Genomic DNA, 26,121 nt, shown 5'->3' on the forward strand with positions numbered 1-26,121 from the left:
GTGACGGTCGACGAATGGAAGGACATCGCCGCGGCAACCGGGCCAGCGTCGGACAACGTCCGCCGTGCCGACGCCGGACATCCCCTTGAGTTCTTCCGAGGCCGGGATTTCGCCGGCCGCTATCTGCTGTCGCTTGCGGCGGAGACTGCGGCAGAAGGTCTGCCCGACCTGCCTCGCCTCAACGGCATCGAGGTGCGGCTCGAGAAGCTTCCACAGGACAGGGTACGGCTTGTTCTGACGCTTCTGGACCGGAATCAGTTCGACCTGTTCCGTGATCTCGCAGATCACCTGCTCAAGGCGACGGCCGGTGTGGCGAGGGGCAACAGCTCTGCAGGCCTGAAGCTCGTACTACGCAGGCTGCGGTCATGGCATGACCTCCTCCGCCGCCGGCGTGACGACCTGCTGTCCGATTCCGAGGCAATCGGCCTTGCCGGGGAACTGCTGTTTCTGCGCGATCAGGTCCTCACGCGGCGGACGCCGACCCAGGCGGCTCTGTCCTGGCGAGGGGCCCATCGCGATGAACAGGATTTCGCTCTGGGCCAATGGCAGGTCGAGATAAAGACCCAGCTTTCGACCTCAGATCAACGGTTGCAGGTCTCGTCGGAGGCCCAGCTTGATGCCGGATCAGCCCGGCTGCTGATCTGTCATCAGACTCTGGCGCCCGCGCCAGCCGCGGAGCCGCGGAGCTTCACCCTGAATTCGCTCGTCAGCGAGATCACGGCGCAGATGGAGGGTATCGGCGATGTCGGCCGGGACGCGTTCGAAAAGGCGCTCGAGGCCCTGGGCTACGTCAATCGCGCTGAATACGATGAGATGCGCTGGGTCACCACCTACCGACGGGCTTTTGAGGTCACTGAGCAGTTTCCACGTATCGTTCCTGCGATGCTGCCGTCGGGCGTCCAGAACGTGCGCTATGACATCGTCCTCCGTGAGTGCGAGCCCTTCGCCGTCGATTTTGACGTTGCTATGGACCAGGTGTTCACATGAGCAGCCCGGATCTCGACGAGGCGTTCTCGGCCTTCTGGAATGACCTTCTTTTCGAGGCGGAGGCATCCGCTGAACCCCAGGGACGGGCGTTTTTCCAGCTGTATTCGAGGCTCGCCACACAGAACGGGGACTGTCTCGATCTCGCCTACGCTCCGGCCCATCGAGAGGGCCGCGGCGGATATCAGATCGATGGCTATGCGCTGGAGACCGAACGCGGCGACCTCTACTTGGCCATCTCCGACTTCCGACCTGGCCGCCAGCTTGAAACCCTCAACGCCGCTCAGATCGACGCGCTGTTCGAGCGGGTGCGCCGCTTCTGCGAGCTGGCTGTACAGCCAGCTTTCATCAACGGGCTGGAGGAGACGAGCCCAACCTTCGAGGCCGCGTGGATCGTCCATTCCCACCGCTCGGCGATCCGGAGAATCCGGGGGATCGTTCTTTCCAACGCCCGCCTGTCGACACGGCGCAAGCCGGAAATGATGGGCGAAGTGCTTGGCGTGCCGTTCGTGTGCAGCGTCCTCGATTTCGCGCGGTACGTCGACATTTCGGCAGCTCACGGAGGCGCCGAACCCATCGAAATCAACGTGGCCGAGCTGAATGGCGCGCCCCTTCCGTGCCTGCCCGCGCATGACATCGGTGGCGATCACGCTTCGTATCTGATGGCCGTTCCCGGGCGGCTTCTTGCTGACATCTATGGACTCTACGGCGCACGCCTTCTTGAGCAGAACGTCCGGACGTTTCTGCAGGCGAAGACGAAGGTTAATTCGGGGATTATTAGGACACTCGAGACGGTCCCCGAGATGTTCTTCGCCTACAATAACGGGCTGACGGCGACCGCATCGGGTATCACCACGTCGAAGCTGCCGGATGGCACGCTGGGGATCGCGGCGATCGAGAATCTCCAGATCGTGAACGGCGGGCAGACGACAGCTTCGATCCTCTACGCAAGCGACCAGCGCAAGGCAGACCTGTCGGGCGTCTTCGTCCAGATGAAACTCTCCGTCGTGAACCCCGATCGGCTGGAGGAGATCGTTCCAAAGATCTCCAGGTTCGCAAACACTCAGAACAAGGTCAGCGAGGCCGACTTTTTCGCCAGCCACCCCGTTCATCTTGTGCTGGAAAAGATTTCCCGCCGCCAGACCACGCCGGCGAAGCCAGGATCGCTTTCAGGATCCAAGTGGTTCTATGAGCGTGCCCGCGGCCAGTACCGTGACCGACTGGCCTATGGCACGCCGGCCGAGCGACGTCGGTTCGAACTTGAATTTCCCCGCGACCAGTTCATTGACAAGACCGAGCTTGCCAAAGTTGAGGTCACATTCGACTGCCGGCCTCACATTGTCAGCCGTCATGGTCAGAAGTGTTTTCTTGAATTTGCCGAGACGATTGGCAAGGTGTGGGTGACTTCAGAAGCGACCTTCAACGCGCATTGGTTTTGTAGAGCTGTCGCCAAGGCTATTGCATTCAACTGGACCGACAGGATGGTCGGCACGTCGGCTTGGTATAAGGAAGATCGAGGCTACAAGGTCCAGATTGTGACATACACAATCGCGTGGCTTGTCCATCACCTCCAGAGCCAGGACCTCGAACTCGACCTCAATATCATCTGGCAGCGACAGGAACTTCCCGAGGAGATCGGGGCCGCGATGCGCGAGCTTGCGCCGCAGGTTGCGGCTACCTTGAAGGACGCCCCGCCTCAGGTCCGAAATATCGACAGTTATTGCAAGCTGCAGGCTTGCTGGGCGGCTGTTTCGGGATCCAGATACAGCTTCGCCAGCTCACTCGAAGGCTTTGTCGTTAACCGCACCGAAGCCGAGCGGGGGCGGAAGCAGGCCATAGCGGCGAAAAGAGTCGACGCGGACATCGATATCGATCGCGCAATTGCCGCCATGCTTGAGGACGCTGAGCCCTATCTGACATTCGCAAGGGCAAGGCGCCTTCTGACGCCGAAGTCCGACGCCGCTTTGCGGCGGCTCACACGTGGTGACATCCGGCTGCCCGCTCCCGAACGCAATGCCCTCAAGTACATGCTGGAGAGGATGCAGCAGGCGGGGTTTGAATTTCCGGGTGTCGCAAAGGCGGCGCTAGCGGAGGCAGAAGTTCAGTGACTTGGCAGCGCCTGGGTGTAGTAGAACTTTTGCTACTTGAGACTGGATCGTGAAGGTCGCATTGGACCAGCAGAACAATGGCCATATCCGGAAGTGAGGCACAGGAAAAGTTGACCCAACTGCTATCCAGGATCGATGCGGGTGAACAGACGCTTAGGCAGCAAGTCAAGGGCTCGGAGCGGTCTGCGCTTCTCGAAATCATCCGAGCCGTCGACTCGGTGGGCTATTTTCGGGCTTTTGCACCTAACCATCGAGTTTCCGATCTTCCCAGCTACCTCGACATTTGTTGGCTTGGTGCCAGCCGCGCACTCTCGCTTTTTCTGCCGAATGGAATGCTCGGCCCTGGAGCGATGTGGGCGCGAACAAGCGATAGTCGATCCCTCTGGGCTAGCGGTCTACTCTATCGCTCGGGTCTTGTTTCGCACCTTCGGCGCCTTGTCGATCTGGTGCGCTATGAACTCGCCACACTCGAAGCGACGGCGTCTGGTGCGATTCGTTTCGTGGTCCTTGCAGGCGACTTAGAAGCCGTCGATCGCCAAGCCATCGTTTGGTACACTCGACATTTGAAGAAATCTGATCGGCCATTTCTGGACGCATTAGAAGCAGATAGAGGAGCTTGGGTTATCCAAGAACTCGAAAGACGCGTCGAGGTAGATGCGACGTTCGACATAAAATACTCGTCCTCCCGAGAGCTGGAAGAGTACTTCGAAACCTATGCCGAACTAAGAGCACGGAGCTTACCTGGCAACGACAGTTTGCCGGATGATAGCAAGATCGGGCCACTTACCTTTGGCCAGTATCGGACCGCGATTGTTTCCGGAATGGCCCGCTGTCTAAAACATTCCGCGTTTGTCGACACCCTGCTCGCCAGGCCGACCGCCCCGGCACCCAGAGATATCCTGACCATTTTTTCATTCGACCATGAGCTACGCGATCAATGGGGTGGACTCCTCGGCCTGAAAGATACAGAGGCCTCGATGATGCTTGAAATCATAGGGATGTCTCCAGTCGATGCGGCGCATCTAAGATCAATACCCGATTGCCCTCAGGCACTGCTGATCAGAGGAGGCGATCAATGCTGGCACAAACCAATCTTCGGTGGTCTCAACAATCCATTCCCTTGGACTACGCGCAAACTTCAGCGAACGTTTCGTCGAGACTGGGATCGGGCGGTCAACGCACGTGAGGCAACATTTCGACGCAACTTACGTGAGCTGTTTCCGGAGCCACGTTTTTACATGCCCGAAAAGCCACATCGGCTCCGCCGGGGGCGTCGCGATCTGACCGATATTGACGCTGTCATTCTAGATCGCGCAGCCGGAACCATGGCCGTCTTTCAGTTAAAATGGCAGGATTCCTTCGAGAATTCCCTATCCGAACGTGCCAGCCGCCAGAAAAACCTTACAAAGGAAGGCAACAACTGGATCGAAATCGTGTCCCGCTATTGTGATGGTTTAAGCGGTGAAGAGCGGGCCTTGCGACTAGGTGTTGCAAAGGAGATAGCTGGAGGTGCCCAGTCGATGTGTCTTTTCGTGCTCACGCGTAACGCTGCCAAGTTCTCGGGCGGAGAGCCACAGGACGACCGGGCGGCCTGGATGTCTTGGTACGACCTATTGAGACGTTGCCTTAAAGCAAGACACGCCGCTGACCCGCTATTGCGCCTCTGGAGAAGCGGTCGGCGCGTTCAGATTCCGGCTACGGACTCGCGTATCGAGACCTTTGAGCTTGAGGGGTTCCAGATCGAGACCGTAGCCGGCTAACATTTGGAGACATGGTCGGTAGCATCTGGGACCAAGCACTTGAACCGTCCAGCTGCGTTCGTCAGAAATTTGTCCTTCAGATGGGGGCTGCAAACCTTATGCAATATGAAGTCGTTGAAATGCGCCTTGGCCCAGACGTCTCCGCATCGGATATATGTTACCTCGTCCGCAATACTTGGGATGATTTCGGATTCAAAACACTCTTCGAAGTAGTCCTTTTCGACGAAAACGCTCGACGTTACGATCTTGCTTCCGTTCGTATCATGCAAGCCGGCATGGATGGCGGTTACGTGGAGTTACCATTGCAGTTCGAGGCCCTGGATGAGCGCTACTGCTCGATCGGTCGTGGGCGCGAATACTACATAGAGCTATCCTCGTTGCCCTTGCCACTGCGCCGCGGCCACCTCGCTGATCTGCGCGATTGCGTAGCTGCCCCCGCGATCTTCGGGACATTCCGCAATGAGCCAGCGATGAGGTCCTCGCTCCTGCGCGATGTCTCTGTGACAGATGTGTCGCATAGCTTTCCCCGCATCCTGCGCGGCAATGCCAGCCTCACCCCGTACCGATTCTGGTTCGATTTTCCCTCCGAGGCGGGCGGCTCTGGAACCGAACGCTCCCTCTTTGATGTGAAGCCGGACTCTCGCCCGCCGACCAACATTCACGTGCTGATCGGTCGCAACGGGGTCGGAAAAACGCGTCTTCTCGCAGGTATGGCAGACGCGCTTATGAACAATCATGCCGCCTCCATCGGTATCCAAGGGCAGTTCGCGTTTGATACGCAGGAGTCCGGTCCGAGCGAGTTCCTGAATCTCGTGATTGTCTCCTTCAGCGTGTTCGATCGCTTCGATCCCATCCCCAACGGGCGTGCACGTACCGAGACAACGCTTCCTTACTACTACGTCGGGATCAAGTCGGACGGCGCTCCTGCACCGGGTGATGGCCGCGTCAGAATCAAATCTACCGACGAGCTCGATGCCGAGTTCGGGCAGTCCCTGCACAACGTCTCGGCCGAACCCCAGCATCTAGAACGCTGGCTCGATGCTATGCGGATCGTATCCTCAGATCCAGGCATCGGTGATATCGGCGTTGAGGCCATGTTCCTCTCCGGACAGGCAGACGCCATTGACCGCATGCTAGTGGCGTTTTCCCGCATGAGCTCCGGACACAAGATCGTCCTCCTCACGCTGACACGGCTGGTCGAATGCATCAGTGACCGCTCGCTTGTGCTCATGGATGAGCCGGAGACACATCTTCATCCGCCGCTGCTAGGCTCCTTCGTTCGGGCCGTTTCCGATCTTCTTGTGTCGCGAAATGCTGTGGCGATCGTCGCCACACATTCGCCTGTTGTGCTACAAGAGGTTCCGGCCAGTTGCGTATCGATGTTGATGCGGTCGGGGGAAAGTCTCCGTGTACTGCGCCCAGACGACGAGACCTTTGCCGAGAATGTCAGCGTCTTGACCAGAAAGGTCTTCGGCCTGGAGGTTGAACAGAGTGGCTTTTACAAACTGCTGCAAGAGGCTGCGCTCGGCAGGGACTACGACTATGTGCAGGCTCGTTTTGACAAGCAAATTGGAAGCGAGGGCCGAGCCCTTACCCGCGCATTCGTGGCAGGAGAGGAATAGCCTTGCTCCCTCTCCCTGTGCCTGCGATCGATCATCGGTCGCTATTTGATGATTGCGTCGCTCAGACACAAAGGAATGCCGACCGGGCTACCCTTGTGAACCTCGGTGACCAAATAGTGGGTGCCGGTGCGATCTTTGTCGGCGCGGCTGCGGGCGGCGGGCTGGCCGGTGTTGCGCCGATCGACCTCACGGCCCCCGAGGAGAAACTTGTCCGCCCGCTTTACGACAACCGCCTTGTGGACAAGGAGGGTCGCGGTCGTTGGGCATACGATGTCATTCGAAACTCGGCACGCTACTGTCCTTACTGCACTTTCGGCGAAGTCTACGAGGTCGATCACTTCTTGCCCAAGATGGACTACCGGGAACTGAACATCTGCCCGGCCAACCTCGTCCCGATCTGCCACGCCTGCAATCACATTAAACTAGCCGAGCAGCCGCAGGCTGCAGACCGCTATCTGCTGCACCCGTATTTTGATGCGCTGCCGGCAATCCGCTGGCTCTTCGCCGAACTTGGCTATGAGGCTGGCGGCCCTGTGCTGCACTACCGGGTGGCGCTAGATGCCGAGATCTACGGCAATCTCGCGGGACGCCTTGCCTATCATTTTGGCGCGCTGGAGCTAAACCGGCGTTTTCGGGAGCGGGCCTCAAGAGTCCTCGTCGAGATCGAAAGCGATCTCGCTGAAAAGTCTGCGCTCCTCGGCTCGCAGGGTATGGCCGATCATTTCCGTAGTGAGTCGGATAGGCATTTCGGTCGGCACGGCAATTCACTGGAAGCCGCCGGCTATCTGGCGGCTGCCGAGAGTGAACCTTTCTGTGCGGGCAATCTGCAAAACTAGCACCGCCGCCAGAACGGAATTTCATCATCGAAGAACACAATGGCAGCCGCCCTTAACCTAGACGCCGTCCTGACAAATAACCATGTCTGAGCTCGTAGCTTGAGATCTGGTCCGGATCCCGATCGGCTAGCGGCGCTCACGTTAGGGCAAGACGAAATCGGCCCGTGCTTGCAACACCGAACGGAGGCCTGACCCGCAACCTGGTAAGAGGTCTTGGCGCTATGAGAATTGTTAGATGGCATTTCCGCCGTCCGGAAGGGGACAGGCGGAATGCGACGGTGCGGCGGGCGGGTAATCGACGCCATCTGGGGCTATCGACTGGATCGGTGCGGCCTGGACCCTTCGACGACGACATCGACAGGCTGGTCGACGAAGCGATGAAGGCGGCGCTCGCCGGAGAGGCCCGGGGCGACCTCACCTTCGGCGAGTGTGCGTCGCTCTTCGGCTTCTTCCGTTCGGCGGTGATGCAGGAAGGTCGGCTGCTTGAACTGGCCATCGGGCAGGCCGTCCAGAAGAACCCCGACCTCAAACTCCTGTCGACAACGGCGATGCCGATCGTGTCCGCCGCGCAGGAGATGCTGAAGCGGACACCTTCCGGTAAGATCAAGGGTGTGCGCTTTACATCTCGGGTACATTCGACCGAGACCTACAAGCCTGATCTCTTCGTGGTGAACAAAACAACACACAGCGGGCTGATCCTGGACATCAAGCGGAGCCTCGGCGCCTACCGTCCTCAGGAAGTGGACCGGCTGCGATTCAGGATGGTGGCGGTGGCGGCGATAGCGCCGGAATGGGTGGCTGAACATCGGGGCCACTCCTGGTGAAGATCGAAACCGCGATCGTCGACGGAGCCGATCAGGTGTCTGATCCCGAGCGTGGCGTCTTCCGGCTTTCAGAGATCGACCGCCTTCTAGAATCCGAGGGCGCTGCCGACTCCATCAGGCAGGTCCGCGAAGCGTTCTCCGGTAGGGTCCAGGATGAGCTTGCGCGCCGGTGCCGGAAGCTGGCGGGCGACCACGTCGAACCTGACAAGTTGCTCGACAGAGCGAATCCTGCGGGCGACCATCCGCCAATTTGGCACGAGCAGGCCTCTGTCGTTCCGTTGCAGGCGTCCGTAACGCAACAGCCTTGCTTCGGATATGCCGAAATGGCGCTGGGTGGCTTGCAAACGTCTCTATCAGGGACGATGCGGTCCGGCCGCTGCGCAGTGAGCGGCGACCACGGGTGAACGGTTATGTGCCCGACCTGTTTGCAATCAATGTCCCAACGACAGCCTCGCTCATTGGCGAGGCGAAACGAAAGCCGACCGGGAAAACGAACATAGCCGAAAGCAGATCAACGCATTTCTCCCTATCTTGCTCAGACACCGAAGGGCATCTTTGTGCTGAGCGTTCCTCTGCCGGCGTCCATGGCCGCTCGACGTCTACTCGTCGAGCTCAAAGCTCCCTTTCAAGATGCTCGAACACAAGCCGTCGTCATTGACGGCCTGGGAGTGAAGCAATGTTGAAGGTGCAGAATCGGCAAGTCTCGATGCCAAGCGCTCGGCATTCTCACATCAACTGGACGCTTCAACGCCATAAGGGACCTTCCCTACGCAGCGATATTGCATGAGCAGGGGCTAGGAAAGACAAAGATCGGCCTAGACCTTGCGCTCTCATGGCTCTCACGCGACCTCGTTGACTCTGTGCTCATCATCACGAAGAAGAGTCTGATTGAGAATTGGCGGACCGAAATCGGCAGCCACAGCCACCTGCGCCCGCGCATCATCGGGCAGGACCGGAACGCGAACTTCTATGCCTTCAACAGTCCCGCGAGGATTTATCTCGCGCATTATGAGGTTCTAGTTTCTGAGAGAAAGCGGCTGGGAGCTCTTTCTCAAAACCTGCAGGGTAGCGGCCTTGCTTGACGAGGCGCACAAAATCAAAAATCCCGAAGCTGAAATCAGCTTGGCGCTGCACACACTATCACCAGGTTTTGTACGACGGTCATTATGACTGGTACGCCGCGGCGAAGGTCGCTATGGCCCGGAGGTGAAGCCGGCGAGGCGCTTGCGCTGGTCCATGCGTAATCATGCAGAGGATCGCGCCGCGCCGTGCATGCGATTGCATCTCTCGTCCCGCTGCGCTGCTGAGACCTCTTCTGTCAGGCGGTCTAGGTTTCGCGCTTCGGGCCGAGCAGGAACACTGTCAGGGCGGCGAGGAACGTGGCAACAGCACTGTAGGCAATGGCACTGGTAATCCCGGCATTGTCCACCAATAGTCCGCCGAAAATCGCGCCGGCTGCGATTGCCACTTGGAACGCTACGACCATCAGCACACCGGCGCTTTCGGCCTGCTCGGGAGCGGCGCGCCACACCATCCACGTCTGCAATCCCACCGGCACTGCGCCGAAGGCAAAGCCCCAGGCGGCAACCGCAACCGCCGAGGCCGAGGCCGATGCTCCCGCCGTCAGCAGCGAAACAGCGGCTATCGCTATGAGCAGCGGTGCAAGGGCCGCGACTGCCTTGAGACTGTACTGGGCCAGCAGCCCGCCGGCCAAATTGCCGAAGAATCCGCCGATGCCAAAAGCAAGCAACACAAGCGAGATCGTCTCGACATCCAGCGCGGGAACCTTCTCGAGGAAGGCGCGGATATAGGTGAAGCCGGCGAAGTGGCCGGAAGCGACCAGCAGGACGACCAAAAGCGCGACCTTGATCGTCGGAATCTTGGCCACATCCAGCGGGCTGCGGAAGCTAGCCACTCCAACCGGAGGCAGCCTCGGAATGGTTATGAGTTGCACCAGCAGTGTAGCGGCGCCGACGACTGCGGCGACCATGAAGGCGCTTCGCCATCCCCAGATATCGCCGACATAAGCGCCGATTGGAGCTGCGCAAACGGTAGCGACGGAAACGCCGGTGAGGATGATCGACATGGCGCGCGGCAGGAGGTGGCTTGGAACGAGCCGCATCGCCAGTGCTGCCGACATCGACCAGAAGCCTCCGAGCGCTATGCCGAGCACGACGCGTGCCGTCAGGAGTACTGCCAGCGACCACGCGCCGGCCGCCAGAACGTCCGACAGGATTAGCAGCAGCGTCATCGCCCACATGACGATCCTGCGGTCCAGGCGCTTTGTGATGATGGCCAGCGTCGGCGCCGAGATCGCCCCGACGATAGCGGTCGCCGTCATCGCCTGTCCAGCCGCACCCTCGGTGACACCGAGATCATGCGCGAGGGGCGTGAGGAGGCTGACGGGCAGAAACTCTGCCGTCACCAGCCCGAAGGTGCCCAAGGAAAGCGAAATGACCGCGCCCCATGCGGGACCAGACGGTTGGTCGGGCTTTTCTGGGTCGTGCAGAACAGCGTCCATGACGCCTGCCGCGGATCGGGTCATGAACGAAGTCTCCACTTTGGATGCACTGCAACATGAGGTTGGCTGCCTTGACCCACATTAAAGACACAAGCGCATTTCGCGGCGGCGTTGCACGGAGGAGGGGATGTTCATTGCTTCGCGATATTTTGTGACGGTGCGGCGCGCAACATCGATGCCGGTTTCCTTCAGCCGGACAGCGATGTCATCGTCGGAAAGCACGTCGCCGGGAGATTCTGCGGCAATCATCGCTTTGATCCGATGGCGGACAGCTTCGGCGGAGTGCGCATCGCCGCCTTGGCAGGACGCGATCGCGACGGTGAAAAAATACTTCAGTTCAAAGACTCCGCGCGGGGTAAGCATGTACTTGTTCGAGGTCACCCGGCTTACCGTCGACTCGTGCACGCCGATCGCGTCAGCGACGGTTCTGAGATTGAGAGGCCGCAGGTGGGCGACGCCATGTTCCAAAAAGGCATCCTGCTGGCGCACGATTTCAGCCGCAACCTTAACAATCGTCTTGGCGCGCTGATCGAGGCTGCGGATTAGCCAGTTCGCGTTTTGCAAGCATTCGTTGAGAAATGCTTGATCTTTCGAATTTTGGACAGTTTGACGCGACACTTCGGCATAGTAGGTCTGGTTGATCAGCAGCTTGGGCAGTGTGGCCGGATCAAGTTCGATCTGCCACCCGCCTTCCGGCGAGGGCGTGACCCAGACGTCGGGTATGATTGATTCAGACGCACCGGATTGGAATCGGTTTCCAGGCTTGGGATCGAGCGCCCGAATCTCATGCATCATGTCGAGAAGGTCGTCTTCATCGACGCCGCAATGCTGCTTCAGTGCCTGAAAATCGCGTCGCGCAAGCATTTCAAGATTGGCAACCAAAGCTGCCATTGCCGGGTCAAACCGGTCTCGCTGGCGCAACTGGATTTCGAGGCATTCTCCGAGAGTTCGCGCAAAAATTCCCGGTGGATCAAATTGCTGCAAGGTTCCGAGAACCCGTTCTACAACAGCCTCACGGACATTCAGGCTCTCGGCCAGCTCCAAAAGGTTTGCCCGAAGATAGCCAGTGTCTTCCAGATCGGCGGCAAGCTGGCCAGCGATCAGCCGCTCCTGTGGTGTGAACGCAGTGAGGGCGATCTGACGAGCGACATGGTCGTGCAATGTCTCCGCGAGGCTGGCAAACTCGTCGAGGGAAGGGCCATTACCCGGCGGGTTGTTGGTCGTGTTGCGAAGTGATTTCCATTGCCCGAGCCGTTCAGGCGACCCGGCCCCGGTCGGTCCCTCAACGGCGTTTGCGCGTGGGGCGACAGGCTGATCCGCTCCCGAAATCGAAACATCGCCAAAAGGCCCGCCATCGTTTGACGCAGATTCCAAGAGCGGGTTCTTCTCGATTTCCCGCTCGACGAACTGATGCAGTTCAGTATGCGCCAGTTGCAGCAAGCGAATCGACTCAATGAGTTGAGGCGATGCGACCATGGATTGCTTCTGGCGCTGAAGCAGGCTTGCTGAGGATTGCATGGCGAGCGCGATAATCCTGTCGAGGAGCCTCTTGGGGCGGGCAATGGCACGAGTGAGACGTTTTCTAGGTCATGCGGCGGCTTTCAGCGTTTCGAGAACGTTTTGCGGGGATGAGACGCGATAGGGGTCGGCCTCGCAGTTGTCGGAGAAACCTTCCTCCTCGAACCACTGCTCCACCACGCCATTGTTGATCAGGGCGGCGTAGCGCCAGGAGCGCATCCCGAAGCCGAGATTGTCCTTGGCGACCAGCATGCCCATCTTGCGTGTGAACTCGCCTGAGCCATCGGGGATGAGCTCCACCTTCTGCAGGCCCAAGGACTTCCCCCACGCATTCATGACGAAGGCATCGTTGACGGAGACGCAGTAAATCGCGTCAATTCCCTCCTTCTCAAACTCATCATAGAGCTCTTCGAAATTGGGCAGTTGGTAGGTCGAGCAGGTCGGAGTGAAGGCGCCAGGCAGCGAGAACAGGATGACGCGCTTGCCGGCAAAGTAGTCGTCAGATGTCTTTTCTTCCCAGCGATATGGATTTGGGCCCTGGACTGACTCATCGCGAACACGCGTGAGAAAGGTGACGAAGGGAACCTTCTTTTGAACGGTCATCAACTTGCTCCTGAGGAAAAAACTGGCGCGCTGGATTCTGGTAGAGGCTGGCGCAATACCGAGCAAAGGCTCGTATGCTGGGCATGAAATGAGGCCCTCGCGGCTCGCACCCCCCTTTTTCCATCCCGATGTAGGGGAACGTCTTGGCTGCTGGTCTTCGTCACCCGAACGCCATCGATCTGAGCAAGTGGAGGCTGTCGAGCCGCTGGGGCAATCTTTCCACGGCTATGGCGCCGGAAGCGGCATCCAACGCTCGCGCTCGTGCCCGGGACAAAGTGATAGCGGGCCCGAAGTAGCCAATATCGAACGCGTGTGGAGGCCTCAAATGTGACTTCACGCAAGAGACCCGCGTTACTGAGCTGGTTCGGCGTATTGTCGAAGTTTGCCAGTGACCCGCCGACCTTGGCTTCGGTGGCTCTTTGATGGGGCTGTTGGGCACTCACATGCTGATCAGAACCGGTAGACGGCAATTGCGCGAGCGCCATGTGTTGGCGTGCCGGCATCGGACCAGCCGTGCGCAAAGCGGCTACCGAGGAGGGACCTCCGGAGGAGATGATGTACCGACGTTCAGCGGGAACAGGCACCGTCTCCTCAGGCCACGGTCTAGAGCTTCGCGTGTCGGGCATGGCGCAAGTCGCTTTCATCGTGTTTTGATGGGCTCTGACCAGGAGCAGCAAGCGGCGTGCCATTTCAAATAGAGATGCTTTTGGAGCGATCCTTTTTCTTGGGAGGACCGTGTCTTCAAGACCGGGCGCGCCCTATAACCGCCTCGTCAGCACGCTCGACAAGGGTGCTGTATGGTGCGGATATGCGGCGCTTCCGCACCGGCTGGACAAAGACGAACCGAAAGCCGAGCCGATGCCCTACCTCACACCGGCGAGCACTGCAGCGATTTCGTAGCGTCTGCCGCAAACGTGTTCTTGCGTGCGCAGGCTCGGCTTTCGCGAACATGCGCCTGTCGCAGCAACCATGAGCGCGCGCTTCGGCAAGCGCCTGACTCCGTGAGGATCGAATTCCCCAATCGTGTCTATTTGCCACCCTCTTATGTTCGAAACTGGACCAGAATGTCGCAAGCCCGACCTAAAGGTCGCCGAGGCGTACTATCCGACACTGTTCTGTCCCCTTTGTTGGCCCGCGACACCGGCCTATTTCGCCGAGCTCTTGTCTGGCCTCAGGCTAACCCGATGAAAAGCAATCACAATTTTTTTCTTCTGCTAGATCGGCCAAATTGGCACGAGTTTTGAAGCTCTTTCGTTGCGGGCCGGGAGCTGCCGACCGACCTTCCTTTCGTGGATGGCACCGCGATCGATGGAACGAAGAAAGAAAAGCAAAATGTCAAATCCGCATCAGATAGCATTCTATGGGAAGTGGGCCTCGGCGAAACCGCCCCCTACCAAACAGGCTCGCCGCCCTTGTCGACCCTTGCGCAGGAAATTTTGATGGCCGGCTGCGACTCAAAGGCCCGCCACACTCGCCTTATCCTGAACTCGAAGGCGCAGGATAACGTTCTGCATCTCGCCGCGCGGTATGCCTAGGCAGTTACACGTTGGCCGACCTTAATAATCGAATCGGGCTACGCTGCGGAGGACGTCGTCTACATGCCTTCCTAAGCCATTCGCTGCCCGCAGCGCCTTCCGGTCACCTTCCGCCCTTCCATCGCTTAGAGATCAAGTGCCACCATGTCCGGACAACCCTTGCCGACGCTGCCGATGTGGCGCGTCGATCACATCGAGCCCTCGCCCGAGATGTTGGCGCAACGCGCCAACGGTCCGATCCACCGCGTGCGCTTCCCGTCCGGGCACGAAGGCTGGTGGGTGACAGGCTACGATGAAGCCAAGGCGGTGCTGTCCGACGCGGCGTTCCGGCCCTCGGGAATGCCGCCGGCGACATTCACGCCGGATTCGGTGATTCTCGGATCGCCGGGGTGGTTGGTCTCGCACGAGGGGGGCGAGCATGTCCGGTTACGCACGATCGTGGCGCCGGCCTTCAGCAACCGCAGGGTGAAGCTGCTCGCGCAGCAGGTCGAGGTGATCGCCGCGCAGTTGTTCGAGACACTGGCGGCCCAGCCCCAGCCCGCCGACCTGCGGCGCCACCTCTCCTTTCCACTTCCGGCCATGGTCATCAGCGCGCTGATGGGCGTGCTCTACGAGGATCACGCCTTTTTCGCCGGGCTGTCCCACGAGGTGATGACGCACCAGCATGAAAGCGGCCCGCGCAGCGCGTCGCGTTTGGCCTGGGAAGAACTGCGCGCCTACATTCGCGGCAAGATGCGGGACAAGCGCCAGGATCCTGGCGACAACCTGCTGACGGATCTGCTCGCGGCGGTCGACCAGGGCAAGGCGACCGAGGAAGAGGCGATCGGCCTGGCGACGGGCATGCTGGTGGCGGGGCACGAGAGCACCGTCGCGCAGATCGAATTCGGCCTGCTGGCCATGTTCCGCCATCCGCAACAGCGCGAACGCCTAGTCGGCGATCCATCCCTGGTGGACAAGGCGGTGGAGGAAATCCTGCGCATGTACCCGCCGGGCGCGGGCTGGGACGGCATCATGCGCTATCCGAGGACCGACGTGACCATCGCGGGCGTGGATATTCCTGCGGAGAGCAAAGTGCTGGTCGGCCTGCCGGCGACGTCGTTCGATGCGCGCCATTTCGACGACCCGGAAATCTTCGACATCGGACGCGACGAAAACCCGCACCTGGCGTTCTCCCATGGGCCGCACTACTGCATCGGCGCGGCGCTGGCCAGGCTGGAACTCAAGGTGGTGTTCGGTTCGATCTTCCAGCGCTTTCCCGCGCTGCGCCTGGCCGTGGCGCCCGAAGAACTGAAGTTGCGCAAGGAGATCATCACTGGCGGGTTCGAGGAGTTCCCGGTGCTCTGGTGATGCGCGGACGCCGCCGGGAATCGCGATCTTCTCCGCAATTTGCCGGCGCGCCTGGCGCGCGCCGGTCAGATCAGCCAGCCAACAGGTAACCAAGATGGACGTGCAAGAAACCACGGCAGCATGCCGGGACGCCTTCGCCGAACTGGCGTCGCCAGCGTGCATCCACGACCCGTATCCGTTCATGCGGTGGTTGCGCGAGCACGATCCGGTGCATCGCGCGGCGTCGGGCCTCTTTCTGTTGAGCCGCCACGCCGACATCTACTGGGCGCTCAAGGCCACGGGCGATGCTTTTCGGGGGCCGGCACCAGGCGAACTGGCACGCTATTTCCCGCGTGCGGCGACCAGCCTGTCGCTAAGTTTGCTGGCGTCCACTTTAGCGATGAAGGAACCTCCAACGCATACGCGTCTGCGCCGGCTGATCTCGCGCGATTTCACCATCGGCCAGATCGACAACCTGAGGCCGACCATCGCTCGCATTGTCGCAGCGCGCCTGGACGGCATGGCGCCCGCACTGGAGCGCGGGGAGGCAGTGGACCTGCATCAGGAATTTGCGCTTGCCTTGCCCATGCTGGTTTTCGGCGAACTGTTCGGCATGCCCCGGGACGACATGTTCGCGCTCGTCGCCGGAATCAGCGCCATTCTGGAAGGTCTAAGCCCGCACGCCAGCGATCCCCAACTCGCTGCGGGGGACGCGGCCAGCGCCAGGGTGCAGGCCTACTTCGGCGACCTCATACAGCGCAAGCGCACCGATTCCCGCCACGACATCATGTCAATGCTGGTCGGCGCACACGACGACGATGCCGAGATGCTGTCGGATGCGGAATTGATCAGCATGCTCTGGGGCATGCTGCTGGGCGGCTTCGCCACCACTGCCGCGGCCATCGGCCATGCGGTCCTGGCGATGCTGGCGTATCCCGAACAGCGGCACTGGCTGAAGGGAGATGCCGTGGGGGTGAAGGCATTCGTCGAAGAAGCCCTGCGCTACGACGCGCCCGCCATGTTCAGCTCCATTCCGCGTATCGCCCAGCGCGACATCGAACTGGGCGGCGTGGTGATCCCGAAGAACGCGGACGTGCGCGTTCTGATCGCGGCCGGCAATCGCGACCCGGACGCCTTCGCCGATCCCGACCGCTTCGATCCCGTGCGGTTCTACGGCACCAGTCCTGGCATGTCGATCGACGGGAAGATCATGCTGACCTTCGGGCACGGCATCCACTTCTGCCTTGGTGCGCAACTGGCCCGGGTGCAGTTGGCCGAAAGCCTGCCGCGGATCCAGGCGCGCTTCCCCACGCTGGCATTGGCCGAGCAGCCGACCCGGGAGCCCTCCGCGTTCCTTAGGACGTTCCGCGCGCTGCCGGTCCGGCTGCATGGGCAGGAGGGCTGAGATGCGCGTCCTGGTCGATCAGGATCTGTGTGGAACTACCGGGCAATGCGTGCTGACGCTGCCGGGCACCTTTCGCCAGCGCGAACCGGACGGCGTGGCCGAAGTGTGCGTGGCGACGGTCCCGCACGCGCTGCACGCCGCCGTGCGGCTTGCGGCCAACCAGTGCCCGGTCGCCGCCATTCGGGTCATCGAAAGCGACGCCGGCCATGACGAGCGCGCCAGCGCCGACCCGACGCCTTCTCCGGCGCAGGCCCAGCGGCATGCCGCGAAAGACCAATGCAATTCAGGAGACACGATGGGACGGTTTGAAGGCAAGGTGGCCGTGGTGACCGGCGCTGGCGCCGGCATCGGCAAGGCATGCGCTCTCGCCATCGCGCGCGGGGGCGGCAGAGTGGTGGTGGCCGACATTGATGGCTCCGCGGCCATAGCCTGCACCGCGCAGATCGCGGCCGAAGCAGGCCACGCGCTGCCCATAGCCATGGATATCGCCGAGGAGCAGGCGGTGGCAGCGCTGTTCGAGACGGCGGAGCGGCACTTCGGGGGGGTCGACCTGCTGGTGAACAATGCGAGCGCCATGCATCTGACCCCGCGCGACCGCGCGATCCTCAACCTGGACCTGGCAGTCTGGGACCAGACCATGGCGACCAATCTGCGCGGCACGCTGCTCTGCTGCCGGCAGGCCATCCCACGGATGATCGCCCGCGGCGGTGGCGCGATCGTCAACATGTCGTCGTGCCAGGGGCTCAGCGGTGACACGGCGCAGACGTCCTACGCCGCGTCGAAGGCGGCGATGAACATGCTCTCGGCTTCGCTCGCCACCCAATACGGTCATGCGCAGATCCGCTGCAACGCCGTTGCACCGGGTCTCGTCATGACCGAGCGTCTCCTCGCCAAGCTGGACGAGTGCATGCAACGGCATCTGCGCCGGCACCAGCTCCTGCAGCGCGTCGGCCGCCCCGAGGATGTGGCCGCGCTGGTGGCGTTCCTGCTCTCCGACGATGCTGCGTTCATCACCGGCCAGGTCGTGTGCATCGATGGCGGCATGCTGGCGCATGTGCCGACATACGCCGACGGTGGCAACAGCTGCGCCGCGCGCCCTGCCGGCGACACCGAACCGGCGGCGGCGGCGCGCTGCTGATGGACATACTGCTCAACCCACTTAACCGTCGGCACCGGCTGCGATGCGACATCCCGGTCATGCCTGGCGCTTTCCCCCTGGTCGGGCACCTTCCCGCGATCGTCTGCGACCTGCCGCGCCTGCTGCGGCGCGCAGAAAGGACGCTGGGTAGCCACTTCTGGCTGGATTTCGGCCCTGCCGGACACCTGATGACCTGCGTGCATCCGGATGCGTTCGCACTGCTCCGGCACAAGGACGTGTCCTCGGCGCTGATCGAAGAGATCGCGCCCGAATTGCTTGGCGGAACGTTGGTTGCCCAGGACGGCGGCGCACACCGGCAGGCGCGCGATGCGATCAAGGCGGCGTTCCTGCCCAAGGGGCTGACCCAGGCCGGCATCGGCGACCTGTTCGCGCCCGTCATCTGGGCGCGGGTGCAGGCGTGGCGCGACCGCGGCGACGTAACCATCCTGCGCGAAACCGGCGACCTGATGCTCAAGCTCATCTTCAGCCTCATGGGAATCCCCGCGCAGGACCTGCCGGGATGGCATCGCAAGTACCGGCAACTGCTGCAGTTGATCGTCGCCCCCCCGGTCGACCTGCCCGGACTGCCCTTGCGGCGCGGCCGCGCCGCCCGCGACTGGATCGACGCGCAGTTGCGCCAGTTCGTCCGCGACGCGCGCGCGCATGCCGCGCGCACCGGGTTGATCAACGACATGGTGAGCGCCTTCGACCGCAGCGACGATGCGCTTTCAGATGACGTCCTGGTCGCCAATATCCGCTTGCTGCTGCTTGCCGGTCACGACACCACTGCCTCGACGATGGCCTGGATGGTGATCGAGCTGGCGCGGCAGCCTGTGCTGTGGGACGCCCTGGTCGAGGAGGCGCAACGCGTGGGCGCGGTGCCGACCCGGCACGCGGACCTGGCACAGTGTCCGGTCTCCGAGGCACTGTTCCGCGAGACGCTGCGCCTGCATCCGGCGACCACGCTCCTACCGCGTCGCGCGCTGCAGGAATTGCAACTCGGCCAACGGCGCATTCCGGCGGGCACCCATCTGTGCATCCCGCTGCTGCATTTCTCGACCTCGGCGCTGCTGCACGAGGCGCCTGATCAGTTCCGCCTGGCGCGGTGGCTGCAACGCACGGAGCCGATCCGGCCGGTGGACATGCTGCAGTTCGGTACCGGCCCACACGTCTGCATCGGCTACCACCTGGTATGGCTGGAAATGGTGCAGTTCTGCATTGCCTTGGCGCTGACCATGCACAAGGCCGGGGTGCGGCCGCGGTTACTGAGCGGCGTCGAAAAAGGCCGGCGCTATTACCCGACCGCACATCCGTCCATGGCAATCCGCATAGGCTTCTCATGAGCTGGCATCGCATGCCCCGTGTGGCGAGGCAGCGGCGCCGGCGAGGCGCGGCATTGTTGCACTCAGCGCACGCGCTCGGTGCGACGCCGGCAACACCGCTGCGGCTTGGCGCTCGCTGTGGCCATCTCGTGTCAGGTACAAGGACATGAAAAATATGCAGACCGGTTCCACGCTACACGACGACCGAACTGGCGTTTCCGCGCTCGGCGGATTGGGCGCGCAGGCGCGCGGCGCATCCGGCAGGCTGCTGCCGGAGATCTGGATGCAGGACGGCGCAAAGCGGGTCGAACAGGCGCTGGCGCGTCTGCTCTGCGCCGAAGACGACGGTGAGACAGAGCTGATGGCGGCCATGCGCTACGCCACCTTGCATGGCGGGAAGCGCACCCGCGCCTTGCTCTGTCTGGCTGCCGGCGCACTGGCGGGCACGCCGGCGCACATGCTCGACGACGTCGGCGCCGCCATCGAGATGATGCACGCCTGTACCCTGGTCCACGACGACCTGCCCGCGATGGACGACGACGTGCTTCGCCGCGGCCTTCCGACCGTGCACGTAAAGTTCGGCGAAGCCACTGCGATCCTGGTCGGCGATGCGCTGCAGGCGCACGCCTTCCTGACCCTGGCGAGCCTGGATGCGCCGGGAGACAACCGTATCGCGCTCGTGCGCGAACTGGCGCAGGCCGTGTCCGCCGAGGGTGCCGCAGGCGGGCAGGCCATGGATCTGTCGCTGGTCGGAAAGCACGCCGAGCTGGACAGGATCGTAGCGATGCACCGGATGAAGAGCGGAGCGCTAGTGCGCGCGTCCGTTCGCATGGGCGCGCTATGCTCCATCGCGGAGGATGCCGCGCACGCTGCACTGTACTGTGCGCTCGATCGGTACACCGCCTGTTTCGGCCTGGCGTTGCAGGTGATCGACGACATTCTCGACGCGACAGCGGATACCGCGACGCTGGGCAAGACCCCCGGCAAGGACGCGGCGGCGCAGAAGCCGACCTGCGCGTCGATCATGGGGCTGCAGGCAGCGCGCCAGTTCGCGCTGGATTTGTTGCGCGACGCCGGGGAAGCCATCGCCCCGCTGGGGCCGCGTGCGGAACGGTTGGCGCAGATACTGCAGCGGGCCAACGGGTATCTGTTCAAGCACGCGCCATGCGCATGAGCACGCCCGTCCACATGGAGTCGCCCCTGTGCCGGTGCGATCGGCCGGCGCCAGCGGTGCATGCTGCACTGTGCCCAAGTCCGCGGCGATGTGCGCGGCGTCTGCCGATCCTGGTTCTCGTCAACCGTCTGCAGAAGGAACATCCCGCGTGAACGCGCTGTCCGAACAGATCCTTTCCGAATTGCGCCACCTGCTGAGCGAGATGAGCGACGGCGGCAGCGTCGGTCCGTCCGTCTACGACACGGCGCGAGCTCTGCAGTTCCACGGCAACGTCACCGGTCGGCAGGACGCATACGCGTGGCTCATCGCGCAGCAACAGGCCGATGGCGGATGGGGAAGTGCGGACTTCCCGCTGTTCCGCCATGCGCCCACCTGGGCGGCGTTGCTGGCATTGCAGCGTGCCGATCCTCTTCCCGGCGCTGCCGACGCAGTCCAGGCTGCAACCCGGTTCCTCGAGCGCCAGCCCGATCCCTACGCACATGCGGTGCCGGAAGATGCGCCGATCGGCGCGGAGCTGATCCTGCCGCAGTTGTGCGGCGAGGCCGCATCCTTGCTGGGCGGCGTGGCGTTTCCGCGCCACCCGGCGCTGTTGCCGTTGCGGCAAGCGTGCCTGGTCAAGCTGGGGGCGGTGGCGACATTGCCGAGCGGCCATCCGTTGCTGCACTCCTGGGAAGCCTGGGGGACATCGCCGACCACCGCATGTCCGGATGACGACGGCAGCATCGGCATCAGTCCGGCGGCCACCGCCGCGTGGCGTGCGCACGCCGTGACACAGGGGAGCACGCCGCAGGTCGGGCGCGCCGACGCGTATCTGCAGGCGGCATCGCGGGCGACGCGCAGCGGCATCGAAGGTGTCGTTCCCAACGTCTGGCCGATCAATGTGTTCGAGCCGTGCTGGTCGCTGTACACCCTGCATCTGGCCGGGCTGTTCGCGCATCCCGCGCTCGCCGAGGCGGTGCAAGTGATCGTCGCGCAGCTCGACGCCCGCCTAGGCGTGCGCGGTCTGGGCCCGGCCTTGCACTTCGCGGCCGATGCGGACGACACCGCCGTTGCGATGTGCGTCCTGCGCCTTGCAGGCCGCGCCCCGGCGGTCGATGCGTTGCGCCATTTCGAAATCGGCGAGCTGTTCGTCACCTTCCCCGGCGAGCGCAATGCCTCGGTGTCGACCAACATCCATGCCCTGCATGCGTTGCGACTGTTGGGAAAGCCCGCCGCCGGCACCAGCGCCTACGTCGAGGCCAATCGCAACCCGCACGGTCTATGGAACAACGAGAAATGGCACGTTTCGTGGCTGTATCCCACCGCGCATGCGGTCGCTGCGCTGGCGCAAGGCAAGCCCCAGTGGCGCGACGAGCGCGCGCTGGCGGCGCTCATGCAGGCGCAGCGCGACGACGGCGGCTGGGGCGCCGGTCGCGCGTCCACATTCGAGGAAACCGCCTATGCGCTGTTCGCGTTGCACGTGATGGACGGGAGCGAAGAACCGACAGGGCGCCGGCGCATCGCGCAGGCGGTTGCGCGTGCGCTGGAGTGGATGCTCGCCCGCCATGCGGCGCATGCATGGCCGCAGACGCCGCTGTGGATCGGCAAGGAACTGTATTGCCCCACCCGGGTGGTGCGCGTGGCCGAACTCGCCGGGTTGTGGCTGGCGCTTCGTTGGGGGCGGCGCGTCCTGGCCGAGGGAGCAGGAGCGGCGCCATGATCCAGACCGAACGCGCGCTGCAGCAGGTGCTGGAGTGGGGGCGTTCCCTGACCGGGTTCGCCGACGAGCATGCCGTGGAAGCGGTCAGGGGCGGCCAGTACATCCTGCAGCGCATTCACCCGAGCCTGCGCGACACCAGCGCCCGCACCGGCCGCGATCCGCAGGACGAAACGCTGATCGTGGCGTTCTATCGCGAACTGGCGCTGCTGTTCTGGCTCGACGATTGCAACGACCTTGGCCTGATCGCGCCGGAGCAGCTCGCTGCGGTGGAGCAGGCGCTGGGGCAGGGCGTGCCGTGCGCGCTCCCCGGATTCGAGGGCTGTGATGTGCTGCGCGCTTCACTCGCCGCGGTCGCCTACGATCGTCGCGACTATGCTCAGCTTCTCGACGATACCCGGTGCTACTGCGCGGCGCTGCGCGCCGGACGCGCGCAGGCGGCAGGGGCGGAACGCTGGTCCTACGCCGAGTACCTGCACAACGGCATCGATTCGATCGCCTACACGAACGTGTTCTGTTGCCTGTCCTTGCTGTGGGGACTGGACATGGCGACCTTGCGCGCGCGTCCGGCGTTTCGCCAGGTCCTGCGGCTCATCTCCGCGATAGGGCGCCTGCAGAACGATCTGCATGGACGCGAAAAGGACAGGTCGGCCGGCGAGGCCGACAACGCGGCGATCCTGCTGCTGCAGCGCTATCCGGCTATGCCTGTGGTGGAGTTCCTCAACGACGAGCTGGCCGGCCATACGCGCATGCTGCACCGGGTGATTGCGGAAGAACGCTTTCCGGCGCCGTGGGGACCGTTGATCGAGGCCATGGCGGCCATCCGCGCGCAGTACTACCAGACCTCGACCAGCCGCTACCGCAGCGACGCTGCGGGGGGAGGCCAGCGTGCGCCGGCCTGAACGCGCGGGAGGCGGCGGCGTGCGCGCGCTGCCGTCGGTCCGATCCGACGCAACGCCGTCGCCCGACGCCACGGATGGAGCGAGCATGAGCGACACCGCCCTGAGCCGGCGCAAGGATGACCATCTGGACATCGTGCTGGATCGGCGAACGGCGTCGGCCACGGTCGCCGCCGGCTGGGAGTACATCCGTTTCGAACACTGCGCATTGCCCGAGTTGGACCTGACGGAGATCGACCTGCGCGCCTCGCTGCTGGGCAAGACCATGCGCGCGCCGCTGCTGATCAGCTCCATGACTGGCGGCATGCCACGCGCCGAGGCCATCAACCGGCATCTGAGCGAGGCAGCGCAAGCCTTGGGGATAGCCATGTGCGTCGGTTCGCAGCGCGTGAGCCTGCAATCCCGCAACTCCCAGGGACTGACGCGCGCGCTGCGCCGCCTGGCCCCAGACATTCCCTTGCTGGCCAATATCGGCGCCGCGCAACTGCGCGAGGCCGAAGGCCTGGACCTGGCGCGCCGGGCGGTGGATGCGCTGGAGGCCGATGGACTCATCGTTCATCTCAATCCGCTGCAGGAAGCGGTACAGCCGGAGGGCGACCGCGACTGGCGCGGCGTCCTGGCGCAGATCGCTCGCGCCGCGCGCAGCGTGGGCGTGCCGATCGTGGCCAAGGAAGTGGGGTCGGGCCTGTCCGCTTCGGTGGCCTGTGCGCTCGTCGACGCGGGCGTGGCGGTGATCGATGTCGCCGGGGCCGGCGGCACCAGTTGGGCCGCGGTGGAGGGCGAGCGCGCCCGCGATGCCGCCGACCGTGCAGTGGCGATGGCGTTCGCCGATTGGGGGATTCCGACCCCGGGCAGCGTGCAGGCGGTACGTCGGGCGCTGCCAACGGTGAAGCTGATCGCGTCGGGCGGGATCCGCGACGGCGTCGACGTGGCGAAGGCCATCCGCCTGGGCGCGGACATCGCCGGGCAGGCGGCCGGCGTGCTGCGTGCGGCGACAGTGTCCACCGAGGCGGTTGTCGCGCATTTCGAGATCGTCATCCGCCAGTTGGCCGTCGCCTGCTTCTGCACCGGCTCGGCTGATCTGGCGGCGTTGCGTCAGGCGCGCTTGTTGCCCTCGGCGCATCTGCCCGCCGGTTGATGCCGGCGTCGCCCGCACGTGGCGGCGGGCGTCTAGAACTGGAGAAGCGAAAAAGTGCATTACGACATCGTCATCATCGGCGGAGCCATCGTCGGCTCCTCGGTTGCCTATTACCTGCGCGAGGAAGGGTTTTCGGGCTCGATTGCACTTGTCGAGCGCGACCCGCAATTTTCCCGCGCCGCGACCACGCTGTCCTGCGCCTCCATCCGCCAGCAATTCTCGATCCCTGAAAACATCCGGCTGTCGCAATCACGCTGAAACTGTTCCGGCGGCTCAAGGAAGAGTTTGGCGCGGACGCCGATATCGGCTTTCGCGAAGGCGGTTATCTCATCCTTGCTGGCGAAAACGGGCTGCCGATCCTGCGGGCCAACCACGAGGCGCAGATGGCCGAGGGCGCCGACATCGTGCTCGAGGATGCCGAGGCGCTTGTTCGTCGGTTTCCGTGGCTATCGGCCGAGGGTATCAGTGCCGGGGCCTACGGCCGCAGCGGCGAGGGCTGGTTCGACGCGCATGCGATGCTGATGCTGTTCCGCAAGGCGCTGCGGACGAAGGATATCGACTTCATCACGGCGTCGGTGACCGGCATCGAGCGGCAAGGCGGCCGCGTCACCGGTGTGACCCTCGAAAATGGCGAGCGGCTTGAGGCCGGCATCGTCGTCAATGCTGCCGGGCCGAATGCCGGCAAGGTGGCAGCAATGGCCGGGCTGGCGCTGCCGGTGGAGCCGCGCAAGCGCAATGTCTTCGTCTTCGAGGCGCGCGAAAAATATGACGACATGCCGCTGCTGGTCGACCCGAGCGGCATCTATGTCCGGCCGGAAGGTTCGGTCTACATCACCGGCGGCGCCGAGCCGGAAGAGGGCGAAGGCCCCGCCGACCCCACAGATTTCGAACCCGACTGGCCGCTGTTCGAAGAGGTGATCTGGCCGGTGCTGGCGACCCGTATTCCGGCCTTCGAGGCGATCAAGCCGACGCGCGCCTGGGTCGGCCATTACGACTACAACACGCTCGACCAGAACGCGGTGATCCGGAGGTAGGCAATTTCCTCTTCGCCAACGGTTTTTCCGGCCACGGCTTGCAGCAGGCTCCGGCGGTCGGCAAGGCGCTGGCCGAACTGATCGTGCATGGCGGCTATCGCACGGTGGATTGCTCGGCGTTCGGGTATAGCCGGATCGCCGACGGGCGGCCGTTTTTCGGGAACTGAATGTGATTTGAGCAGGAAGGGCGGGTGCGCCGCGACGGTCCTTTTGATGCTGGAGGGACAGAGGCGCGCGAAGGAACGCGACAGGCGGTCGATGGCCCAAAGCTGGCGAAAACAGCCGACCAGGGCCTGCCGCGAATTTCCGGACGATCAGCGACTTCCCCAAGCGGCATTTGAAGGCGCTCGAGGCGCTGTTCGTGCAGGTTCTGAAGCTGTGTGAGACGGCAGGATTGGTCAAACTCGGCCATGTCGCGCTGGATGGCAAGAAGATCAAGGCGAACGCGTCGAAACACAAGGCGATGAGTTATAAGCGCATGAAGAAGCGCGAGCTGAAATTGAAAGCCGAGGTCGCTCGCATGCTGACGGCGGCCGAGGCCGCGGATGCCGAGGAGGACGTGACTTTCGGCAAGGACAAGCGCGGCGACGAGATGCCGGATTGGGCCGGCGACAAGCAGAACCGGCTGGCCAAGATCCAGCAGGCGATGGCGTCGCTGGAAGCCGAGGCCAAGCTGGG

The 26,121-nt window shown here is 62.9% G+C and carries 23 protein-coding genes and 3 pseudogenes; 22 read left to right on the top strand and 4 right to left on the bottom strand.

Annotated elements, in window-relative coordinates; genetic code table 11:
- From NKI19_RS24600 to NKI19_RS24630, 7 genes are all read left to right on the top strand, one after another.
- Nucleotides 1-987: a PD-(D/E)XK motif protein gene (locus NKI19_RS24600; protein ID WP_352566001.1), complete on the top strand. Its 987-nt coding sequence runs from the start codon at nucleotides 1-3 to the stop codon at nucleotides 985-987.
- Nucleotides 984-3,092, top strand: coding sequence for an AIPR family protein (locus NKI19_RS24605; RefSeq protein WP_352565999.1), 2,109 nt, complete (start codon nucleotides 984-986; stop codon nucleotides 3,090-3,092). The genes NKI19_RS24600 and NKI19_RS24605 overlap by 4 nt, the downstream gene beginning before the upstream one ends.
- A gap of 77 nt (nucleotides 3,093-3,169) precedes the next feature.
- On the top strand, nucleotides 3,170-4,852 hold the full coding sequence (locus NKI19_RS24610; protein WP_352565997.1) for a hypothetical protein: 1,683 nt from the start codon (nucleotides 3,170-3,172) through the stop codon (nucleotides 4,850-4,852).
- Between the two features lie 11 nt (nucleotides 4,853-4,863).
- Nucleotides 4,864-6,474: an AAA family ATPase gene (locus NKI19_RS24615; protein ID WP_352565995.1), complete on the top strand. Its 1,611-nt coding sequence runs from the start codon at nucleotides 4,864-4,866 to the stop codon at nucleotides 6,472-6,474.
- Between the two features lie 95 nt (nucleotides 6,475-6,569).
- Entirely contained in the window at nucleotides 6,570-7,310 is a 741-nt protein-coding gene (locus NKI19_RS24620; RefSeq protein WP_352565993.1) for an HNH endonuclease signature motif containing protein, read from the top strand.
- A gap of 164 nt (nucleotides 7,311-7,474) precedes the next feature.
- Nucleotides 7,475-8,134, top strand: coding sequence for a hypothetical protein (locus NKI19_RS24625; protein ID WP_352565992.1), 660 nt, complete (start codon nucleotides 7,475-7,477; stop codon nucleotides 8,132-8,134).
- On the top strand, nucleotides 8,131-8,538 hold the full coding sequence (locus NKI19_RS24630; protein ID WP_352565990.1) for a hypothetical protein: 408 nt from the start codon (nucleotides 8,131-8,133) through the stop codon (nucleotides 8,536-8,538). The genes NKI19_RS24625 and NKI19_RS24630 overlap by 4 nt, the downstream gene beginning before the upstream one ends.
- A 435-nt stretch (nucleotides 8,539-8,973) precedes the next feature.
- Here the strand turns inward: NKI19_RS24630 and NKI19_RS24635 are convergent, their stop codons facing one another.
- From NKI19_RS24635 to NKI19_RS24650, 4 genes are all read right to left on the bottom strand, one after another.
- The gene (locus tag NKI19_RS24635) at nucleotides 8,974-9,141 is read right to left on the bottom strand and encodes a hypothetical protein (RefSeq protein ID WP_352565988.1); all 168 of its coding nucleotides are present in this window, start codon (nucleotides 9,139-9,141) and stop codon (nucleotides 8,974-8,976) included.
- Between the two features lie 320 nt (nucleotides 9,142-9,461).
- Nucleotides 9,462-10,679 carry an MFS transporter gene (locus tag NKI19_RS24640; RefSeq protein ID WP_352565987.1) on the bottom strand — a complete coding sequence of 406 codons (1,218 nt, stop codon included), beginning with the start codon at nucleotides 10,677-10,679 and terminating at the stop codon, nucleotides 9,462-9,464.
- A 57-nt stretch (nucleotides 10,680-10,736) separates the two neighbouring features.
- Nucleotides 10,737-12,173, bottom strand: a complete 1,437-nt coding sequence (gene rpoN, locus NKI19_RS24645; RefSeq protein WP_352951242.1) for an RNA polymerase factor sigma-54 — start codon at nucleotides 12,171-12,173, stop codon at nucleotides 10,737-10,739.
- Nucleotides 12,174-12,242: 69 nt separating this feature from the next.
- Nucleotides 12,243-12,776 (bottom strand): peroxiredoxin, encoded by a 534-nt coding sequence (locus NKI19_RS24650; RefSeq protein WP_352565984.1) that lies wholly within the window; start codon nucleotides 12,774-12,776, stop codon nucleotides 12,243-12,245.
- Nucleotides 12,777-13,511: 735 nt separating this feature from the next.
- Here NKI19_RS24650 and NKI19_RS24655 point away from each other — a divergent pair.
- The 15 genes and pseudogenes from NKI19_RS24655 to NKI19_RS24725 all read left to right on the top strand — a co-directional run.
- Nucleotides 13,512-13,676, top strand: a complete 165-nt coding sequence (locus tag NKI19_RS24655; protein WP_352565982.1) for a hypothetical protein — start codon at nucleotides 13,512-13,514, stop codon at nucleotides 13,674-13,676.
- 389 nt (nucleotides 13,677-14,065) lie between these two features.
- On the top strand, nucleotides 14,066-14,311 hold the full coding sequence (locus tag NKI19_RS24660; protein WP_352565980.1) for a hypothetical protein: 246 nt from the start codon (nucleotides 14,066-14,068) through the stop codon (nucleotides 14,309-14,311).
- 144 nt (nucleotides 14,312-14,455) lie between these two features.
- Nucleotides 14,456-15,658 carry a cytochrome P450 gene (locus tag NKI19_RS24665; protein ID WP_352565978.1) on the top strand — a complete coding sequence of 401 codons (1,203 nt, stop codon included), beginning with the start codon at nucleotides 14,456-14,458 and terminating at the stop codon, nucleotides 15,656-15,658.
- Between the two features lie 94 nt (nucleotides 15,659-15,752).
- Nucleotides 15,753-17,042: a cytochrome P450 gene (locus tag NKI19_RS24670; RefSeq protein WP_352565976.1), complete on the top strand. Its 1,290-nt coding sequence runs from the start codon at nucleotides 15,753-15,755 to the stop codon at nucleotides 17,040-17,042.
- 1 nt (nucleotide 17,043) lies between these two features.
- Nucleotides 17,044-17,169, top strand: a pseudogene (locus tag NKI19_RS24675) (ferredoxin); the annotation flags it as partial.
- Nucleotides 17,170-17,337: 168 nt separating this feature from the next.
- A complete protein-coding gene (locus NKI19_RS24680) occupies nucleotides 17,338-18,180 on the top strand; it encodes an SDR family oxidoreductase (RefSeq protein ID WP_352566082.1) in 843 nt (280 codons plus the stop codon).
- Nucleotides 18,180-19,523: a cytochrome P450 gene (locus NKI19_RS24685; RefSeq protein ID WP_352565974.1), complete on the top strand. Its 1,344-nt coding sequence runs from the start codon at nucleotides 18,180-18,182 to the stop codon at nucleotides 19,521-19,523. Before NKI19_RS24680 ends, NKI19_RS24685 begins: the two co-directional genes overlap by 1 nt.
- 154 nt (nucleotides 19,524-19,677) lie before the next feature.
- A complete protein-coding gene (locus NKI19_RS24690) occupies nucleotides 19,678-20,676 on the top strand; it encodes a polyprenyl synthetase family protein (RefSeq protein WP_352566080.1) in 999 nt (332 codons plus the stop codon).
- A 148-nt stretch (nucleotides 20,677-20,824) separates the two neighbouring features.
- Nucleotides 20,825-22,375 carry a hypothetical protein gene (locus NKI19_RS24695; protein WP_352565972.1) on the top strand — a complete coding sequence of 517 codons (1,551 nt, stop codon included), beginning with the start codon at nucleotides 20,825-20,827 and terminating at the stop codon, nucleotides 22,373-22,375.
- On the top strand, nucleotides 22,372-23,274 hold the full coding sequence (locus NKI19_RS24700; RefSeq protein ID WP_352565971.1) for a terpene synthase family protein: 903 nt from the start codon (nucleotides 22,372-22,374) through the stop codon (nucleotides 23,272-23,274). Before NKI19_RS24695 ends, NKI19_RS24700 begins: the two co-directional genes overlap by 4 nt.
- Before the next feature lie 85 nt (nucleotides 23,275-23,359).
- Nucleotides 23,360-24,409 (top strand): type 2 isopentenyl-diphosphate Delta-isomerase, encoded by a 1,050-nt coding sequence (gene fni, locus NKI19_RS24705; RefSeq protein ID WP_352565970.1) that lies wholly within the window; start codon nucleotides 23,360-23,362, stop codon nucleotides 24,407-24,409.
- 54 nt (nucleotides 24,410-24,463) lie between these two features.
- Nucleotides 24,464-24,667 (top strand): FAD-dependent oxidoreductase, encoded by a 204-nt coding sequence (locus NKI19_RS24710; RefSeq protein ID WP_352951243.1) that lies wholly within the window; start codon nucleotides 24,464-24,466, stop codon nucleotides 24,665-24,667.
- Between the two features lie 44 nt (nucleotides 24,668-24,711).
- Nucleotides 24,712-25,463, top strand: a pseudogene (locus NKI19_RS24715) (NAD(P)/FAD-dependent oxidoreductase); the annotation flags it as partial.
- 18 nt (nucleotides 25,464-25,481) lie between these two features.
- Entirely contained in the window at nucleotides 25,482-25,610 is a 129-nt protein-coding gene (locus NKI19_RS24720) for a hypothetical protein (protein ID WP_352951244.1), read from the top strand.
- A gap of 134 nt (nucleotides 25,611-25,744) precedes the next feature.
- Nucleotides 25,745-26,113, top strand: a pseudogene (locus NKI19_RS24725) (transposase); the annotation flags it as partial.
- Nucleotides 26,114-26,121: the final 8 nt, after the last annotated feature.

This window comes from Mesorhizobium sp. M0751, assembly GCF_040320265.1.
Lineage (GTDB): Bacteria > Pseudomonadota > Alphaproteobacteria > Rhizobiales > Rhizobiaceae > Mesorhizobium.